We start from the raw sequence: 16,503 nt of genomic DNA on the forward strand, positions 1-16,503 counted from the left end.
GTGAATCAGATGTTCAGGGCCAGTTCCACTACCCAGAAGCCGGGTTCCAGCAGCGGACGGGGCAGGTCGCTGGCGTACAGCGCGCGTTGGTAGCCCAGGCGCAGGAGGCTGCCGGGCAGGCTCAGTTCGGCACCGGCGGTGGCCCCGGCAAGGCGTTGTGAAGGCTTGCCTTCGGCAGTGCGGGTCCAGCCGAGGTCCAGGCCGATGTAGGGGCGTACTTGCAGGGGAGCGGTCCAGCCCTCCGGCAGCGGCTGACTGACGGTGTTGCGCCAGGCGGCGCTGCTGGCACCGGAGTAGGTACGCAGGCGAAACCCGCGCACGGCCGAATCGTCGCTGACCAGCAACTGCTCGACGGCGGGTAGTGGGTCACTGCTGAATTGCAGAGCCAGCTCGCTCTGCCAGCGCCATGGGTGGCTGGCCGGGCCCTGGCGCAGATGCAGCAGGTTGGAGCGGTACTTGCGAAAATCCGGGCGCAGGCGTTCCGCTCCCAGCGGTGAGCGGTCAGCGCCGAAGGCGTCGATACCCTGGGCGACACCGAGGTAGCCATTCCACAGGCCTCCCTGGAGCCAAAGCAGGTTGATACCCGCCTCCACGGAGACCAGGGTGGGGCTCTGCTGGACGATCACCGCGCCAGCGCTGCGGTTGACCATTTGCTTGCGGTCCAGCCGGGCGCTGGCGCTGAGCATGCCTTGCTGGTTGCGCCACAGTACCCGCTCGACGCTCACGCCCTGGTAGCTGCTGCTGCCGTCGGTTACCTGGCGGCTGTGTGGGAGCGGCGCCTCGTAACGCAGTTCGCTGGCGCTGAGCGCAAAGGTCCAGGCACCGTAGGGGATGCTGTAGTACAGCGAGATGCCTTGGCTTTGCCCGGGCGCATCGAGCACCGTGCCGTTCAGCGACAGGCGCAGGTCATCATTGAGGCCCAGTGGGCTGTCCAGGCCGAAGCCGAGGTTCAGGCGATGACGCCCGGTCAGGTCGCTGCCGCGGTTGTCGAAGCGGCTGTCCAGGTGCCCGCGCGAGGCCACCTTGCGCGGCTGCACGACAACCCGGGTGCCGCCCTGCAGTTCGCCGGGCAGCAATTCTGCGGACAGGTCATAAGCGCGCAGGCGATTGAGCTGGTCGAGGCCTTGCTCCAGGGCTGGCAGGTACAGTGGCTGCCCGAGCAGGCCGGGAAAGGCGCCGGGGAGGGACAGGGGCAATTCGGGGCCGGCCATTTCGATGGACTCGACGAACCCCTCGACGATGACCAGGTTCAGCGGTGCGCCGTCTTGTGGCGGTTGCTGCAGGTAAGGCCGGCTGGTGGGGTATCCGGCTTGTACATAGCGCTGGGTGATGGCTTTCAGCAGCCCGTTGATTTCCGCAATGCCCATGCACGGGGTAATGAACCTGCGAAGGGTTGGCGTTAGCGCCGAGTCGGAAAGCTTGCGGTTGCCGGCCACGCGTACGCCGGTGATGGCCCAGCAGCGCTGGTCGTGCGGGAGGGGGGCGGTGGTGTCGTGGCTTTCAGCCGGGGCGGGCTGGCGCTGCCAGCGTTCCAGCCGCTGTTGCTGTTCCAGCTGTTGCAGCCCGCGCTGCTGATCGCGCAGTTGCTGGCTGGCGGGGTCGTCGGCCAGCGCCTGGGGCGCGGCCAGCAAACCGGACAGGCAGCAGGTGAGCGCCCAGCAGGTGGCGCGGTGAATGTGGAACGGCATTGAAGCACCCCGCAAATGATGTACGGATTTCGTACTCGTCTGCGTGGATGCTAAAAACTAAGGGGTTCGCCTGGATGCAGTACCCGGCCTAAGCGCTTGTAAGGCGCGTTCTTGCCTGGAGGTGGGAAGCTTCCTACAGCATCAGTTGAAAGGCCCGCTATCAGGGCCGAATTTCGATCAACGTGCCATCCCGCACCAGGTCCCACACTTCCTGCATGTCGCGGTTACGCATGGCAATACAGCCGTCCGTCCAGTCCAGGGTGTGGAAGTACCACTCCGGATACTCGTCGTTGATCGGCGTGCCATGGATCATGATCATGCTGCCGGCGCTCACCCCTTCGCGGGTGGCACGGGCGGCATCGGTGATGTTCGGGTAATTGATGTGCATGGCCAGGTTGAAGCGGTCGCTCTGCTTGCGCCAGTCCAGCCAGTACAGGCCCTCGGGGGTTTTCTTGTCGCCTTCGCGCTCCTTGGCGCCTTTTGGCTGCTTGCCCAGCGAGATACGGTAGGTTTTCAGCGGTTCGCCACGGCTGATCAGCTGCAGGCGGCGCTCGGACTTGATCACCAGTACCTTGTCGATCAGCGGTTGCATGGCCTGCTGCGAAGGCGATGGGGTTTGCGCTGCCGGCTGGGGCTTGCGGATGATGGTCTCGGTGAAGGCCGCCTGGGACACCGAGGTAACGCAAAGGCAGAAAAGGGCAAGCAACCAGCGCATGTAACGGTATCCCTGAAGGCTTCTAGGTAATGGGCGAGACGTTCATCGGCGGCAGGTATTCATGGCCTATGGGGTAGTGCTGCCCGATGCGATCGCGATAGTAGCATTCTAGTGTGCGAGTGACGGTGCGGAAAGCCAGCTCGCCCCACGGTATCTCATGTTCCTCGAACAGCCGCACCTCCAGGCTTTCGACACCGACCGCGAAATCAAGGTCCGCCAGTTCGGCGCGGAAGAACACGTGCACCTGGTTGATGTGTGGCAAGTCGAACAGCTGGTACAGGTTCATGCTGCCGACCCGGGCGCAGGCCTCCTCGACGGTTTCGCGACGGGCGGCCTGGTCCAGGGTTTCGCCGTTTTCCATGAAACCGGCAGGCAAGGTCCAGAAACCGCGGCGTGGCTCGATGGCGCGCCGGCACAGCAGCACCTGGCTGCCCCAGGTCGGCAACACGCCGGCGACGATGTTGGGGTTCTGGTAGTGGATGGCCTGGCAAGACTCGCAGACATACCGCAGGCGGCTGTCGCCCTCGGGGATCCGCTGAGTGACCGGCTGGCCGCACGCGCTGCAGAATTTCATGTGTTGTTCCTTTTGCTCTGGGCTATCTTGGCGCGCCGGCCGTGCTGCCGCAAGCGCACGGGGCTTGGGTGCTTCGCGCCTTTGGTGCATCATGCAAGGCAGGCCTTGGATACGAGCGTGCGCAATGCTGGACGAGCTACTTCGCCGAATGAGCAACCACCAACCCGCATCACTGGAAACCGACCGGCGGTTCCCCGAAGCGGCGGTCCTCTTGCCCATTACCCGCAGCGAAGCGCCCGAACTGGTCCTGACCCTGCGCGCCAAGGGCCTGTCCACCCACGGCGGCGAAGTGGCTTTTCCTGGTGGCCGCCGCGACCCGGAAGACCCGGACCTGGTGTTCACCGCGCTGCGTGAAGCCGAAGAAGAAATCGGCCTGCCGCCAGGCCTGGTGGAAGTGATCGGCCCACTCAGCCCGCTGATTTCGCTGCACGGCCTGAAAGTGACGCCATTCGTCGGGCTTATCCCCGATTTTGTCGAATACCGTGCCAATGATGCCGAGATCGCGGCAGTATTCACCGTGCCGCTGGAATTCTTCCGCCAGGACCCGCGCGACCATACCCACCGTATCGATTACCAGGGGCGCAGCTGGTATGTGCCCAGCTATCGCTATGGCGAATACAAGATCTGGGGGTTGTCGGCGATCATGATCGTCGAACTGGTCAACCTGCTGTTCGATGCCGGCATCAGCCTGCACCAACCCCCTGAGCGTTACATCGAAAACTGAGCGGGGCCAACCCCGTCGTCTGCGTTGCAGCCTGAGGAGCAAGCATGAAATACCGCCTGGGCGACCTGCGGGTCGAGAGCCACCCTACCAGTTGGGCCGCACCCAACGCCACGCTGATCGGCAATGTTCGCCTGCAGGCCGATGCCAGCGTGTGGTTTGGCGCGGTGCTGCGCGGGGACAACGAGCTGATCGACATTGGTGAGGGCAGCAATGTGCAGGATGGCACGGTGATGCACACCGACATGGGCTCGCCGCTGACCTTGGGCAAGGGCGTGACCGTTGGCCACAACGCCATGCTGCATGGTTGCACGGTGGGCGACTACAGCCTGGTAGGTATCAATGCAGTGATCCTCAATGGAGCGCGCATCGGCAAGCATTGCATCATCGGCGCCAATGCGCTGATTGCAGAGGGCAAGGAGATCCCTGACGGTTCGCTGGTGATGGGCTCGCCGGGCAAGGTGGTGCGCGAGCTGACCGAACAGCAGAAGCGCATGCTCGAAGCCAGTGCCGCGCATTACGTGCACAATGCCCAGCGTTATGCACGGGAGTTGGTGGTTGATGATGAGTGATGTAGTGGAGCGGCCGGTGGCCTCGCCGTGCGTGAGTATCTGTGCGCTGGACGAGCAGGATATCTGCACCGGTTGCCAGCGTACCGTGGCGGAAATCAGCCGCTGGGGGCGGATGGACAACGACGAGCGCCGGGCGGTGCTCAAACTTTGCCATGAAAGGGCAGTAGAGGCCGGCCTCATCCTGTAGGGCTGACTCGCCCCCCCTGTGGGAGCGGGTTCACCCGCGAACACCGGCGCAGCCGGTGCCATCCACCGTGTTGGATTCTTCGCGGGTGAACCCGCTCCCACAGGCTGCGCGTAGCCCTCGAACCTGATGCTGTACCTTTGAGAGCGGGTTTACCCGCGAACCAGCCAGCGGTAATCTGTGCCGCTTGCCCACAGACTACCCGCCATGTTCTATCTGATTGCCTACATCAGCAGCGTAGTGCTGATCAACTACGCCTTCTCCAGCGCGCCACACCTGGACATCATCTGGTCCGCCTGGGGCGGCCTGGTGTTCATCCTGCGCGACATGGTGCAGACCCGCTTCGGCCATGGCGCCCTGGTCGCCATGCTGGCAGCACTGGTGCTGTCCTATGTCACCTCGGAGCCGGCCATCGCCCTGGCCAGCGCCACCGCGTTCTTCATTTCCGAACTGATCGACTGGCTGGTGTTCAGCATCACCCGCCGGCCGCTGCGCGACCGCTTGTGGCTGAGTTCGGCGCTGAGCATCCCGGTGGATACCTTCATCTTCTTCGGCATGATCGGCGCCCTGACCCCAGCCGTGATCGGCACCGCCATGGCCTCGAAATTCGCCGGTGTCACCGCCGTGTGGCTGGCCATGGCATTTCGCGCCCGGCGGGCCGCCGTGGCGGGTTGATGGTGTAGAATAGCGGTCCTTTTTCAGCGGGCGGCGCCAAGCCTGGTGCGGCCCCGGACGCCTTCGAGGACCTGAAATGACCCGTATCGGAACCCCCTTGTCGCCCACCGCGACCCGTGTACTGCTCTGCGGCTGTGGCGAGCTGGGCAAGGAAGTGGTGATCGAGCTGCAGCGCCTGGGCGTCGAAGTGATCGCCGTCGATCGCTACGCCAATGCCCCGGCAATGCAGGTGGCGCACCGCAGCCACGTGGTCAACATGCTCGATGGCGTGGCCCTGCGCGCGGTGATCGAGGCCGAGAAGCCGCACTACATCGTCCCTGAAATCGAAGCCATCGCCACCGCCACCTTGGTCGAGCTGGAAAACGAAGGCTTCAACGTGGTGCCGACCGCCCGCGCCACCCAGCTCACCATGAACCGTGAAGGCATCCGCCGCCTGGCCGCCGAAGAACTGGACCTGCCAACCTCGCCGTACCACTTCGCCGACACCTACGAAGACTACGCCAAGGCCGTGGCCGATGTTGGCTACCCATGCGTGGTCAAACCGGTGATGAGCTCGTCGGGCAAGGGCCAGAGCCTGCTGCGCAGCGATGCCGACCTGCAGAAGTCGTGGGACTACGCCCAGGAAGGCGGCCGCGCCGGCAAAGGCCGGGTCATCGTCGAAGGCTTCATCGACTTCGAATACGAAATTACCCTGCTGACCGTGCGCCATGTCGGCGGCACCACCTTCCTCGAGCCTGTCGGCCACCGCCAGGAGAAGGGCGACTACCAGGAATCGTGGCAGCCGCAGGCCATGAGCCCGAAGGCGCTGGCCGAGTCGCAGCGGGTGGCCAAGGCAGTCACCGATGCCTTGGGCGGTCGTGGCCTGTTTGGCGTGGAACTGTTCGTGAAGGGCGACCAGGTGTGGTTCAGCGAAGTCTCGCCACGCCCGCATGACACCGGCCTGGTGACCCTGATTTCCCAGGACCTGTCGCAGTTTGCCCTGCATGCCCGGGCCATTCTTGGCCTGCCGATTCCGGTAGTGCGCCAGTTCGGCCCTTCGGCTTCGGCGGTGATCTTGCCCGAGGGGCAGTCGCAGCAGACCAGCTTTGCCAACCTGGGTGCGGCGCTGAGCGAGCCGGATACTGCCATTCGCCTGTTCGGCAAGCCGGAAATCAACGGTACCCGCCGCATGGGCGTGTGCCTGGCGCGTGACGAGTCGGTCGAAGCGGCGCGCGCCAAGGCGACCCGTGCTTCGCAGGCGGTCAAGGTCGAGTTCTGATCCGGGATCGTAAGGGGCCGCGTTGCGGCCCTTTCGCCGGCAAGCCAGCTCCCACAGGAACTCCACAAGGCTTGAGGGCTGTGGAGGCTTTGTGGGAGCTGGCTTGCCGGCGATGGGCTGCAAAGCAGCCCCTGCTTTCTCAAAGTTCGGTATTGCGGGTCTCTTTCAAGCACAGCACGGCAATCAAGCTGATCACCGCCGCCACCGACACATAACCCCCCACCCAGCTCAACCCACCCATGCTCACCAGCTTCTGGGCAAAGAACGGTGCCGCCGAGGCGCCGACGATGCCGCCCAGGTTATACGCCGCCGAAGCGCCGGTATAACGCACGTGGGTCGGGAACAGTTCAGGCAGCAGTGCCCCCATCGGCGCAAAGGTCACGCCCATCAGGAACAGTTCGATGGCCAGGAACAGCGCCACACCTGCGGTCGACCCCGAAGTCAGCAGCGGCTCCATGGTAAAGCCCGAGGCCACTGCCAGCAGGCCGCCGACGATCAGCACCGGTTTGCGCCCGTAGCGGTCGCTGAGCCAGGCCGACAGTGGTGTGGCCAGGGCCATGAACACCACCGCGAAGCACAGCAGGCCAAGGAACGTCTCGCGGCTGTAGCCCAGCGTGGTCACGCCATAGCTCAACGAGAACACGGTGGAGATGTAGAACAGCGCGTAGCACACCACCATCGCCGCTGCGCCCAGCAGGGTCGGCAGCCAGTATCTGGAAAACAGGTCGACCACCGGCATTTTCACCCGCTCGTGGCGGGCGACGGCCTTGGCGAACACCGGGCTTTCTTCAAGCTTCAGGCGCACATACAGGCCCACCAGTACCAGCGCGGCGCTGAGCAGGAACGGAATGCGCCAGCCCCACTCGCGGAACTGCTCGTCGCTGAGCACCAGGGCCAGGGTCAGGAACAGGCCGTTGGCAGCCAAAAAGCCGATCGACGGGCCCAGCTGCGGGAACATGCCGAACCAGGCGCGCTTGCCTTCGGGCGCGTTCTCGGTGGCCAGCAAGGCCGCGCCACCCCATTCGCCACCCAGGCCCAGGCCTTGGCCAAAGCGCAGCAGGCAGAGAATGATCGGCGCCCATACACCAATGCTGTCGTAGCCCGGCAGCACGCCGATGGCCGTGGTGGACACGCCCATCAGCAGCAGCGAGGCGACCAGGGTCGACTTGCGGCCGATACGGTCGCCAAAGTGGCCGAACAGTGCCGAGCCCAGCGGGCGCGCCAGGAAGGCGATACCGAAGGTGAGGAAGGCCGCCAGCATCTGCGCGGTGCCTGACCCGGACGGGAAGAACACCGGGCCGATCACCAGGGCGGCGGCAGTGGCGTAGACGTAGAAATCGTAGAACTCGATGGCGGTGCCGATGAAGCTGGCGGTGGCTACCCGCGCGGGCGAGTTGACCGGTGCGGCAGGCGCTTCGGCATAGGTGCTGCTGGTTGTCATTGAATAGGTCCCTGACAGTCTGGTCCGGCTCCATTGGGATAAGCCCCGCGGCGTGCAATGCAAAAGGGCAGGCACGGTGGCGCGGGCGCCGGAGCGTTTTGTTGTTGTGTGCGCCCGACTGACGATAGCCCAAGGGGGATAGGGGCGGGGCGGGCACTGTTCGGGGTGTTGAAGCAGGACCGCAGGGCGTGTCAGTGGAGCGGACTGGCCGTGGAGCGCCGGGTGCGGGTAGCAGGCGGGACGGCGGGGCTGGGTAAGCGTGACCCGAGTATAGCTATCGGGTCACGGTCCACACCAGTACCTTGCTGGCACAATTGTCCTCTGTTTCGAGGATTTCCAGGCGATAGCGGCCGATCTTCAGGCAAACGGCGCTTTCCGGGATGCTTTCCAGCGCTTCGGTGACCAGCCCGTTGAGGGTCTTCGGCCCGCCGTCGCAGGGCAGGTGCCAGCCCAGGCTGCGGTTGATCTCGCGCAGCGAAGCGGTGCCGTCGATGACGAAGGTGCCATCGGGCTGCGGGTGCACGTGAGGGTTGTCCAGGCTGTGTTCATCCTCGAACTCGCCAACGATCTCCTCGAGGATGTCTTCCAGGGTGACGATGCCCAGCACTTCGCCGTACTCGTCCACCACCACGCCCATGCGGCGCTGCTGTTTGTGGAAGTTCAGCAGCTGCATTTGCAGGGGCGTGCTCTCGGGCACGAAATAGGGCTCGTAGCAGGCGCCGAGCAGCATCTCCAAGGTCAGCTCGGCCTTGGGCAGCAGGTGGCTGATCAGCTTGGTATTGAGGATTGCTTCAACCTGGTTGATGTCGCTGTGGTACACCGGCAGGCGGGTGTGGCGGCTGACGATCAGTTGCTCGATGATGCGCTCGATCGGCTCGTCGAGGCTGATGCCGTCCACTTCGTTGCGCGGTACCAGGATGTCGTTGACGGTCATCTTGTCCAGTGACTGCAGGCCGTCGAGCAGGCCGTGGCGCGGTGCTTCGTGTTCCTCATCCTCGTCGAACTCATCGGCTTCCTGCGGGTGCAGGGCCACGGCCGTGGGTTGCACGCGGAACGGACGCAGGATCAGCTTGGCAATGCCATCCAGCAGGTAGGCCAGCGGTTGCAGCAGGGCGAGGGGGACCTTCAGCAGGCTGGTGCCGAGGCTGACGAACGCCTGCGGGTTGCGCCGGGCCAGGCGCCGCGGCAGGTAATCGGCAAACACCAGCAGGACGAGGGTGGCGGCCAACCCGGCCAGCCAGAAGCCGTGCTCGCCGCTATGGCGCTGGCCAACCAGGCAGGCCAGGCCCAGCACCAGCAGCTTGCCCAGGCTGGCGCACAGCACCAGGGCCTGGGCCGGCAGCACGGGCTGGCCGTCCTCGCCGGTGCGCAGTGCGCCATTGAGTTGCAGGCGGGCGGCATCCACCGCGGTGAACAGCGCCGACCACAACAGCGCCAGTGCCAGGGTGCCGAATAGCGGTGCGTACGGCAGGGTATCCATGGGCGGCCGTCAGATATGCAGGATGAATTCGCGAACCAGCTTGCTGCCGAAATAGGCCAGCATCAGCAGGCAGAAACCGGCCAGCGTCCAGCGGATGGCCTTGTGGCCACGCCAGCCCAGGCGGGTGCGGCCCCACAGCAGCACGCTGAACACCACCCAGGCGACACAGGCCAGCAGGGTCTTGTGTGCCAGGTGCTGGGCGAACAGGTTGTCGAGGAACAGCCAGCCGGAGATCAGCGACAGCGACAGCAGGCACCAGCCGGCCCAGAGGAAGCCGAACAGCAGGCTTTCCATGGTTTGCAGCGGCGGGAAGTTGCGGATCAGCCCGGACGGGTGCTTGTTCTTCAGCTGGCGGTCCTGCAGCAGCAACAGCAGTGCCTGGAACACCGCGATGGTGAACAGCCCGTAGGCCAGGATCGACAGCAGGATATGCGCGAGGATGCCCGGCTCTTCGTTGACCAGCGGCACCGTGCCGGGGGGCGCGAACTGGGCCAGCAGCGCGGTCACCGCGCCCAGCGGGAACAGCAGCACCAGCAGGTTTTCCACGGGTATGCGCAAGCAGGCCAGCAGAGTCAGGGCGATGACCGCCACGGCGATCAGGCTGGCGGCACTGAAGAAGTCCAGGCTCAGGCCCAGCGGGGTGATCAGCTGGAAGAACAGCGCACCGGCCTGGGCGAGTACCGCGAAGGCACCCAGCAGGGCAAGCAGGCGCTTGTCGGCCTTGCGGTTCTGGGCAAGGTAAGAGCCCTGGTAGATTGCCGCAGCTATATATAGGCCGGCGGCGATCAGGTTGGGGATGAGGCTGGGTGAGGAGAACATAAGTCCTGGTTGGCGAGCCTTAAAGAGACGGAGTTTGGCATAGATCGCGCTGGTCTAGGAAGACTGGCAGACCGCGGTGCGGCATTCGCGGGTGAACCCGCTCCCACAGGTACGGCGCCGGTTTCGAATGTGGTGCAGACCCTGTGGGAGCGGGTTCACCCGCGAAGAGGCCGGCACAGCCACCGAATATCTACCAGGCCGCCAGCAAGGTGTGCGCCGCCGCCGCACTTCGCTATAATCGCCGCCTTGCTGTGCCCGGCGGGTATGCATTCCCCCCTGGGCGCCTGACAAACCTCGGCTTTTACTGGGCCTGAAAGGATCACCATGTTCGAAAACCTGACCGACCGCCTGTCACAGACGCTGCGCCATGTCACCGGCAAGGCCAAGCTGACCGAAGACAACATCAAGGACACGCTGCGCGAAGTGCGCATGGCCCTGCTCGAGGCCGACGTTGCCCTGCCGGTGGTCAAGGATTTCGTCAACAGCGTCAAGGACCGTGCAGTCGGCACCGAAGTATCGCGCAGCCTGACCCCGGGCCAGGCGTTCGTGAAGATCGTCCAGGCCGAACTGGAAAGCCTGATGGGCGCGGCCAACGAAGACCTCGCGCTGAACGCCGCCCCGCCCGCCGTGGTGCTGATGGCCGGCCTGCAGGGTGCCGGTAAGACCACCACCGCCGGCAAGCTGGCGCGCTTCCTCAAGGAGCGCAAGAAAAAGAGCGTGATGGTGGTGTCCGCCGACGTCTACCGCCCGGCAGCGATCAAGCAGCTGGAAACCCTGGCCAACGACATCGGCGTCACCTTCTTCCCGTCCGACATCAGCCAGAAGCCGGTGGCCATCGCCGAAGCGGCCATCCGCGAAGCCAAGCTGAAGTTCATCGACGTGGTCATCGTCGACACCGCCGGCCGTCTGCACATCGACGCCGACATGATGGACGAGATCAAGGCGCTGCATGCCGCGGTCAAGCCGATCGAGACCCTGTTCGTGGTCGACGCCATGACCGGTCAGGACGCCGCCAACACCGCCAAGGCCTTTGGCGAGGCGCTGCCGCTGACCGGCGTGGTGCTGACCAAGGTCGACGGTGACGCCCGTGGCGGTGCCGCGCTGTCGGTGCGTGCCATCACCGGCAAGCCGATCAAGTTCATCGGTATGGGCGAGAAGACCGAAGCCCTCGAACCGTTCCACCCCGACCGCGTCGCCTCGCGCATCCTCGGCATGGGTGACGTGCTCAGCCTGATCGAGCAGGCCGAGCAGAACATCGACAAGGCCAAGGCCGACAAGCTGGCCAAGAAGCTGAAGAAGGGCAAGGGCTTCGACCTCGAAGACTTCCGCGACCAGCTGCAGCAGATGAAGAACATGGGCGGCCTCGGTGGCCTGATGGACAAGCTGCCGAGCATCGGCGGGGTCAACCTGTCGCAGATGGGCAACGCCCAGGGCGCCGCCGAGAAGCAGTTCAAGCAGATGGAAGCGATCATCAACTCCATGACCCCGGCCGAGCGCCGTGATCCGGAGCTGATCAGCGGCTCGCGCAAGCGCCGTATCGCCATCGGTTCCGGCACCCAGGTGCAGGACGTCGGCCGCCTGATCAAGCAGCACAAGCAAATGCAGAAGATGATGAAGAAATTCTCCGCCAAGGGCGGCATGGCCAAGATGATGCGCGGCCTTGGCGGGATGCTGCCGGGCGGCGGCATGCCGAAGCTGTAACCCCTATTCCGGGGGCCTGCCGTTTGTCCGGCAGGCGCCCAGAACCCCCGCTGTGGCGGGGCAATGGTCGCGGATTTCGCGGCTCAACCGGCAGATCTGGACGGCAGGGCAGGGCCTTGCCGAAAAAGTCATTTGCAAATGTCCGTGTATTCCCCGAGAATATGCGGCCTTTTGGGCACCCGTGTGCCTATTTGGCATTCAGATTTGCAGTACCAGCTGCTGTATCAACTGCAGCACCGACTATAGGAACGATGTTCACATGGTAACCATTCGTCTGGCCCGTGGCGGCTCGAAAAAGCGCCCATTCTACCACCTGACCGTGACCAACTCGCGTAACGCCCGTGACGGCCGTTTCGTTGAGCGCGTAGGTTTCTTCAACCCGATCGCTGCTGGCGCCGAAGTCAAGCTGTCGGTCAACCAAGAGCGCGTCAACTACTGGCTGAGCCAGGGTGCACAGCCGTCTGAGCGCGTTGCTCAGCTGCTGAAGGACGCTGCCAAGGCTGCTGCCTGAGTAGTATGAACGCGACGCCAGAAAAGGCTGACGACCTCATCGTCGTTGGCAAGATTTTTTCGGTTCACGGCGTTCGCGGCGAGGTGAAGGTGTATTCCTTTACCGATCCGATTGAAAACCTGTTGGATTATCCGCGCTGGACGCTTCGGCACGAAGGCAAGGTAAAGCAGGTCGAGCTGGTCAACGGTCGTGGCTCCCAGAAGGGCCTGGTCGTGAAACTGAAAGGCCTCGATGATCGTGATGAAGCCCGTCTTCTGAGCGGTTACGAAATCTGCATTCCGCGGAGCCTTTTGCCCAACCTGGCTGCTGACGAGTACTACTGGTACCAGTTGGTGGGCCTGAAGGTCATCAACCAGGACGAACAACTGTTCGGCAAGGTCGATCACCTGTTGGAGACCGGTGCGAACGATGTAATGGTGGTCAAGCCCTGCGCAGGCAGCCTGGATGATCGCGAGCGTCTGTTGCCCTATACGGCGCAATGCGTGCTCGACATCGACCTGGAAGCAGGCGTGATGCGGGTTGAATGGGACGCGGACTTCTAAACGATGGGTAACCTTCGCGTAGACGTCATCACGTTGTTCCCCGAGATGTTCTCGGCCATCACGGAGTACGGCATTACCAGCCGCGCGGTGAAACAGGGGTTGCTTCAGGTGACTTGCTGGAACCCGCGGGACTACACCACAGATCGTCACCACACGGTGGATGATCGGCCGTTTGGCGGTGGTCCGGGCATGGTGATGAAAATCAAGCCTCTGGAAGACGCCCTGGTTAGCGCCAGGCAAGCGACCGGAGCAGCGGCGAAGGTGATCTACCTTTCGCCACAAGGCCGCAAGCTGACTCAGCAGGCGGTCAAGGGCCTGGCCGAACAGGAATCGTTGATCCTGATCGCCGGTCGTTATGAAGGCATCGACGAGCGCTTTATCGAGGCTCATGTCGATGAGGAGTGGTCGATTGGCGACTATGTGCTTTCCGGTGGCGAGCTGCCGGCCATGGTACTGATCGATGCGGTTACACGGCTGCTGCCCGGAGCTTTAGGGCATGTGGATTCGGCGGAAGAAGATTCCTTCACCGACGGTCTGCTCGATTGCCCGCACTACACCCGGCCTGAGGTGTATGCGGATCAGCGTGTTCCCGACGTGTTGCTAAGTGGCAACCATGCACACATCCGGCGTTGGAGAATGAAGCAGTCCCTTGGTAGGACCTTCGAACGACGCGCCGATCTTCTGGAAAGTCGCTCGCTTTCTGGAGAAGAGAAGAAGCTGCTCGAGGAATATCTCCGCGAGCGGGACGATAGTTAAACGTATCGATGGTGGATCACGTATCCATCTTAGGAGCACAGCATGACCAACAAGATCATCCAGCAGCTCGAAGCCGAGCAGATGAGCAAGGAAATCCCGACCTTCGCACCAGGCGACACCGTTGTCGTTCAGGTTAAAGTGAAGGAAGGTGAGCGTTCCCGTCTGCAGGCGTTCGAAGGCGTCGTTATCGCCAAGCGTAACCGCGGTCTGAACAGCGCCTTCACCGTGCGCAAGATCTCCAGCGGCGTTGGCGTAGAGCGTACCTTCCAGACCTACAGCCCGCAAATCGACAGCCTGGCCGTGAAACGTCGTGGTGACGTGCGTAAAGCCAAGCTGTACTACCTGCGCGACCTGTCCGGCAAAGCCGCTCGCATCAAGGAAAAACTGTCCTGAGTGCAGTTTGCCCGGTGGCCAAGGCCGCCTAGCGAGAAAAAAGCAGCCTTCGGGCTGCTTTTTTGCGTTTTGAACCCCCGAAGATGTGATTGCCATGACTACCCGAGACCAGGAAATCCTGCGCCGCACCGAGCTGTCGGTGACCCGCGTGACCAAGGCGGTGTTCCCCAACACCACCAACCACCACAACACCCTGTTCGGCGGCACCGCCCTGGCCTGGATGGACGAAGTGTCGTTCATCGCCGCCACGCGCTTCTGCCGCCTGCCGCTGGTGACCGTGTCCACTGACCGTATCGACTTCAAGCACCCGATCCCGGCGGGCTCGATCGTCGAGTTGGTGGGGTCGGTCATCAAGGTGGGTAATACCAGCTTGCAGGTGCAGGTGGATGTGTTCGTCGAGAACATGTACCTGGATGGGCGCGAGCGAGCGATTCACGGGGTGTTCAGCTTCGTCGCCATCGACGAGGACAAGCGGCCGGTGCCGGTTTTGCCCCAGGCCTGAGTTCTCCTGCACTGGCCCTTTCGCGGCTAAAGCCGCTCCCACAGGGGTCGCACATACCTCGAGGGCGGTGATATTCCTGTGGGAGCGGCTTTAGCCGCGAAGAGGCCAGTACAGACAACAATTATGCTGCTGTGAAACACTAAGCCATCTCCAACACCCAGCAGCCCCGAATGCCCGCCCTAGACCACCCCCTGATCGACCAGTTCCTCGACGCCCTGTGGCTTGAAAAGGGCCTGTCCGACAACACCCGCATGTCCTACCGCAGCGACCTGGCTCTGTTCAACGGCTGGCTGCAGGAGCACAGCGTCAGCTTGCCCGACGCCGGCCGCGACCTGATTCTCGACCACCTGGCCTGGCGCCTCGACCAGGGCTACAAGCCGCGCTCCACGGCACGCTTCCTGTCCGGCCTGCGCGGCTTCTTCCGCTACCTGCTGCGGGAAAAGCTGGTGGCCATCGACCCGACCCTGCAAGTCGACATGCCGCAACTGGGCAAGCCACTGCCCAAGTCGTTGTCCGAAGCCGACGTCGAAGCCTTGCTGCAGGCCCCGGACCTGGGCGAAGCCATCGGCCAGCGTGACCGCGCCATGCTCGAAGTGCTTTACGCCTGCGGCCTGCGGGTCACCGAACTGGTCAGCCTGGCCCTCGACCAGGTCAACCTGCGCCAGGGCGTGCTGCGGGTGATGGGCAAGGGCAGCAAGGAGCGCCTGGTGCCCATGGGCGAAGAGGCGGTGGTGTGGCTGCAACGCTACCTGCGCGATGGCCGCGCCGAACTGCTGAATGGCCGCCCCAGCGATGTCTTGTTCCCCAGCCAGCGTGGCGAGCAGATGACCCGCCAGACCTTCTGGCATCGCATCAAGCACCATGCCCGGGTCGCCGGCATCGACAAACCGCTGTCGCCGCACACCCTGCGCCATGCCTTCGCTACTCATCTGCTCAACCATGGCGCCGACCTGCGCGTGGTACAGATGCTGCTGGGCCACAGTGATCTGTCGACCACGCAGATCTACACCCATGTCGCCAAGGCCCGCCTGCAGCAATTGCACGCCCAGCACCACCCGCGTGGATGAATGTTTTTCATGTTCCGCCGACCGGTCCTTGCAAGGCCCTTCACCGGCGGTGTGATGTGGTAGGCTTGGGCGGTTTGCACCAAGGGCCGCACGGTCACCGCGTATTTTCCGCAGGTGGCGCCCTCCGGCCCCTGTCCGCCTTCAGGAGTTCCCATGCGCGTGACCCAGTTTTTCGCCGCCGCCGCGTTGGCGCTGGCCAGTACCTTTGCCGTTGCTGCGGCAACCGACAGCAATGCCACTGCCGAGCAGGCCATCCGTAAGTCGTTGCAGAACCTCGAGCTGGAAGTGCCCGTCGAAAGCGTGGCCAGCAGCCCGGTCAGTGGCCTGTATGAAGTCAAGCTGCAGGGCGGCCGCGTGCTGTATGCCAGCGGCGACGGCCAGTTCGTGATGCAGGGCTACCTGTTCCAGATCCAGGACGGCAAGCCGGTCAACCTCACCGAGAAGACCGAGCGCCTGGGCATTGCCAAGCTCATCAACGGCATTCCAGCCGCCGAGATGGTGGTTTATCCTGCCAAGGGCGAGACCAAGTCGCACATCACCGTGTTCACCGACACCACCTGCCCGTACTGCCACAAGCTGCACGCCGAGGTGCCCGAACTCAATCGCCGCGGTATCGAAGTGCGCTATGTCGCCTTCCCGCGTCAGGGTCTCGGTTCGCCGGGTGACCAGCAGTTGCAGGCCGTCTGGTGTTCAAGCGACCGCCGTGCGGCGATGGACAAGATGGTCGAGGGTGAGGAAATCAAGGCCGCCAAGTGCGCCAACCCGGTCAGCAAGCAGTTCCAGCTGGGCCAGTCGATCGGCGTCAACGGCACGCCGGCGATCGTCCTTGAAAGCGGCCAGGTCATTCCGGGCTACCAGCCGGCACCGCAGGTCGCCAAGCTGGCACTGGCCAAGTAATCCAATT

The 16,503-nt window shown here is 63.8% G+C and carries 19 protein-coding genes; 13 read left to right on the forward strand and 6 right to left on the reverse strand.

Annotated elements, in window-relative coordinates:
- Positions 1–5: 5 nt before the first annotated feature.
- The 3 genes from ABX298_RS16040 to ABX298_RS16050 all read right to left on the reverse strand — a co-directional run bounded on the left by ABX298_RS16040 (position 6) and on the right by ABX298_RS16050 (position 2,977).
- The gene (locus ABX298_RS16040) at positions 6–1,688 is read right to left on the reverse strand and encodes a ShlB/FhaC/HecB family hemolysin secretion/activation protein (protein ID WP_084785058.1); all 1,683 of its coding nucleotides are present in this window, start codon (positions 1,686–1,688) and stop codon (positions 6–8) included.
- 160 nt (positions 1,689–1,848) lie between these two features.
- The gene (locus tag ABX298_RS16045; RefSeq protein ID WP_025337906.1) at positions 1,849–2,403 is read right to left on the reverse strand and encodes a murein L,D-transpeptidase family protein; all 555 of its coding nucleotides are present in this window, start codon (positions 2,401–2,403) and stop codon (positions 1,849–1,851) included.
- 22 nt (positions 2,404–2,425) lie between these two features.
- Positions 2,426–2,977 (reverse strand): NUDIX hydrolase, encoded by a 552-nt coding sequence (locus ABX298_RS16050; protein WP_286101137.1) that lies wholly within the window; start codon positions 2,975–2,977, stop codon positions 2,426–2,428.
- A gap of 124 nt (positions 2,978–3,101) precedes the next feature.
- Between ABX298_RS16050 and ABX298_RS16055 the strand changes: the two genes are divergently transcribed.
- The 5 genes from ABX298_RS16055 to purT all read left to right on the forward strand — a co-directional run bounded on the left by ABX298_RS16055 (position 3,102) and on the right by purT (position 6,387).
- A complete protein-coding gene (locus ABX298_RS16055) occupies positions 3,102–3,701 on the forward strand; it encodes a CoA pyrophosphatase (protein WP_003252125.1) in 600 nt (199 codons plus the stop codon).
- A gap of 44 nt (positions 3,702–3,745) precedes the next feature.
- Positions 3,746–4,270, forward strand: coding sequence for a gamma carbonic anhydrase family protein (locus tag ABX298_RS16060; protein ID WP_060483639.1), 525 nt, complete (start codon positions 3,746–3,748; stop codon positions 4,268–4,270).
- Complete coding sequence (locus ABX298_RS16065) at positions 4,260–4,457, forward strand: DUF1289 domain-containing protein (protein ID WP_367393342.1); 198 nt, start codon at positions 4,260–4,262, stop codon at positions 4,455–4,457. The genes ABX298_RS16060 and ABX298_RS16065 overlap by 11 nt, the downstream gene beginning before the upstream one ends.
- Positions 4,458–4,661: 204 nt before the next feature.
- Positions 4,662–5,129, forward strand: a complete 468-nt coding sequence (locus ABX298_RS16070; protein ID WP_003252131.1) for a VUT family protein — start codon at positions 4,662–4,664, stop codon at positions 5,127–5,129.
- A 76-nt stretch (positions 5,130–5,205) separates the two neighbouring features.
- Positions 5,206–6,387 (forward strand): formate-dependent phosphoribosylglycinamide formyltransferase, encoded by a 1,182-nt coding sequence (gene purT / locus ABX298_RS16075; protein ID WP_025337909.1) that lies wholly within the window; start codon positions 5,206–5,208, stop codon positions 6,385–6,387.
- Positions 6,388–6,526: 139 nt separating this feature from the next.
- Here purT and ABX298_RS16080 read toward each other — a convergent pair whose 3' ends face one another.
- From ABX298_RS16080 to ABX298_RS16090, 3 genes are all read right to left on the reverse strand, one after another.
- Positions 6,527–7,828, reverse strand: a complete 1,302-nt coding sequence (locus ABX298_RS16080; protein ID WP_025337910.1) for an MFS transporter — start codon at positions 7,826–7,828, stop codon at positions 6,527–6,529.
- Between the two features lie 274 nt (positions 7,829–8,102).
- Positions 8,103–9,308, reverse strand: a complete 1,206-nt coding sequence (locus tag ABX298_RS16085) for a transporter associated domain-containing protein (RefSeq protein ID WP_075043942.1) — start codon at positions 9,306–9,308, stop codon at positions 8,103–8,105.
- Positions 9,309–9,317: 9 nt separating this feature from the next.
- A complete protein-coding gene (locus tag ABX298_RS16090; RefSeq protein ID WP_025337912.1) occupies positions 9,318–10,127 on the reverse strand; it encodes an inner membrane protein YpjD in 810 nt (269 codons plus the stop codon).
- 324 nt (positions 10,128–10,451) lie between these two features.
- Here ABX298_RS16090 and ffh point away from each other — a divergent pair, with 324 nt between their 5' ends.
- The 8 genes from ffh to ABX298_RS16130 all read left to right on the forward strand — a co-directional run bounded on the left by ffh (position 10,452) and on the right by ABX298_RS16130 (position 16,496).
- Positions 10,452–11,828, forward strand: coding sequence for a signal recognition particle protein (gene ffh / locus ABX298_RS16095; protein WP_013971189.1), 1,377 nt, complete (start codon positions 10,452–10,454; stop codon positions 11,826–11,828).
- Positions 11,829–12,087: 259 nt separating this feature from the next.
- Positions 12,088–12,339: a 30S ribosomal protein S16 gene (gene rpsP / locus ABX298_RS16100; RefSeq protein ID WP_003259424.1), complete on the forward strand. Its 252-nt coding sequence runs from the start codon at positions 12,088–12,090 to the stop codon at positions 12,337–12,339.
- Positions 12,340–12,344: 5 nt separating this feature from the next.
- Positions 12,345–12,881, forward strand: a complete 537-nt coding sequence (gene rimM, locus ABX298_RS16105) for a ribosome maturation factor RimM (RefSeq protein ID WP_025337913.1) — start codon at positions 12,345–12,347, stop codon at positions 12,879–12,881.
- Between the two features lie 3 nt (positions 12,882–12,884).
- Positions 12,885–13,637, forward strand: a complete 753-nt coding sequence (gene trmD / locus ABX298_RS16110) for a tRNA (guanosine(37)-N1)-methyltransferase TrmD (protein ID WP_003252146.1) — start codon at positions 12,885–12,887, stop codon at positions 13,635–13,637.
- Positions 13,638–13,679: 42 nt separating this feature from the next.
- Complete coding sequence (gene rplS / locus ABX298_RS16115) at positions 13,680–14,030, forward strand: 50S ribosomal protein L19 (protein ID WP_003252148.1); 351 nt, start codon at positions 13,680–13,682, stop codon at positions 14,028–14,030.
- A gap of 94 nt (positions 14,031–14,124) precedes the next feature.
- Positions 14,125–14,532 (forward strand): acyl-CoA thioesterase, encoded by a 408-nt coding sequence (locus tag ABX298_RS16120; protein WP_025337914.1) that lies wholly within the window; start codon positions 14,125–14,127, stop codon positions 14,530–14,532.
- Positions 14,533–14,702: 170 nt separating this feature from the next.
- Entirely contained in the window at positions 14,703–15,599 is an 897-nt protein-coding gene (xerD, locus tag ABX298_RS16125) for a site-specific tyrosine recombinase XerD (protein WP_025337915.1), read from the forward strand.
- Between the two features lie 153 nt (positions 15,600–15,752).
- Positions 15,753–16,496, forward strand: a complete 744-nt coding sequence (locus tag ABX298_RS16130; protein ID WP_025337916.1) for a thioredoxin fold domain-containing protein — start codon at positions 15,753–15,755, stop codon at positions 16,494–16,496.
- Positions 16,497–16,503: the final 7 nt, after the last annotated feature.

Origin of the sequence: Pseudomonas sp. X4, from assembly GCF_040784925.1 — a bacterium.
Taxonomy (GTDB): domain Bacteria; phylum Pseudomonadota; class Gammaproteobacteria; order Pseudomonadales; family Pseudomonadaceae; genus Aquipseudomonas; species Aquipseudomonas putida_Z.

Bases quoted from the DNA above. Each gene is read 5' to 3' on its own strand.
- xerD (WP_025337915.1), top strand. From the start codon at position 14,703: ATGCCCGCCCTAGACCACCCCCTGATCGACCAGTTCCTCGACGCCCTG.
- ABX298_RS16130 (WP_025337916.1), top strand. From the start codon at position 15,753: ATGCGCGTGACCCAGTTTTTCGCCGCCGCCGCGTTGGCGCTGGCCAGT.
- ABX298_RS16055 (WP_003252125.1), top strand. From the start codon at position 3,102: ATGCTGGACGAGCTACTTCGCCGAATGAGCAACCACCAACCCGCATCA.
- rpsP (WP_003259424.1), top strand. From the start codon at position 12,088: ATGGTAACCATTCGTCTGGCCCGTGGCGGCTCGAAAAAGCGCCCATTC.
- rimM (WP_025337913.1), top strand. From the start codon at position 12,345: ATGAACGCGACGCCAGAAAAGGCTGACGACCTCATCGTCGTTGGCAAG.
- ABX298_RS16090 (WP_025337912.1), bottom strand. From the start codon at position 10,127: ATGTTCTCCTCACCCAGCCTCATCCCCAACCTGATCGCCGCCGGCCTA.
- ABX298_RS16065 (WP_367393342.1), top strand. From the start codon at position 4,260: ATGATGAGTGATGTAGTGGAGCGGCCGGTGGCCTCGCCGTGCGTGAGT.
- rplS (WP_003252148.1), top strand. From the start codon at position 13,680: ATGACCAACAAGATCATCCAGCAGCTCGAAGCCGAGCAGATGAGCAAG.
- ABX298_RS16120 (WP_025337914.1), top strand. From the start codon at position 14,125: ATGACTACCCGAGACCAGGAAATCCTGCGCCGCACCGAGCTGTCGGTG.
- ABX298_RS16070 (WP_003252131.1), top strand. From the start codon at position 4,662: ATGTTCTATCTGATTGCCTACATCAGCAGCGTAGTGCTGATCAACTAC.
- ABX298_RS16050 (WP_286101137.1), bottom strand. From the start codon at position 2,977: ATGAAATTCTGCAGCGCGTGCGGCCAGCCGGTCACTCAGCGGATCCCC.
- ffh (WP_013971189.1), top strand. From the start codon at position 10,452: ATGTTCGAAAACCTGACCGACCGCCTGTCACAGACGCTGCGCCATGTC.
- ABX298_RS16085 (WP_075043942.1), bottom strand. From the start codon at position 9,308: ATGGATACCCTGCCGTACGCACCGCTATTCGGCACCCTGGCACTGGCG.
- ABX298_RS16040 (WP_084785058.1), bottom strand. From the start codon at position 1,688: ATGCCGTTCCACATTCACCGCGCCACCTGCTGGGCGCTCACCTGCTGC.
- purT (WP_025337909.1), top strand. From the start codon at position 5,206: ATGACCCGTATCGGAACCCCCTTGTCGCCCACCGCGACCCGTGTACTG.
- ABX298_RS16060 (WP_060483639.1), top strand. From the start codon at position 3,746: ATGAAATACCGCCTGGGCGACCTGCGGGTCGAGAGCCACCCTACCAGT.
- ABX298_RS16045 (WP_025337906.1), bottom strand. From the start codon at position 2,403: ATGCGCTGGTTGCTTGCCCTTTTCTGCCTTTGCGTTACCTCGGTGTCC.
- ABX298_RS16080 (WP_025337910.1), bottom strand. From the start codon at position 7,828: ATGACAACCAGCAGCACCTATGCCGAAGCGCCTGCCGCACCGGTCAAC.
- trmD (WP_003252146.1), top strand. From the start codon at position 12,885: ATGGGTAACCTTCGCGTAGACGTCATCACGTTGTTCCCCGAGATGTTC.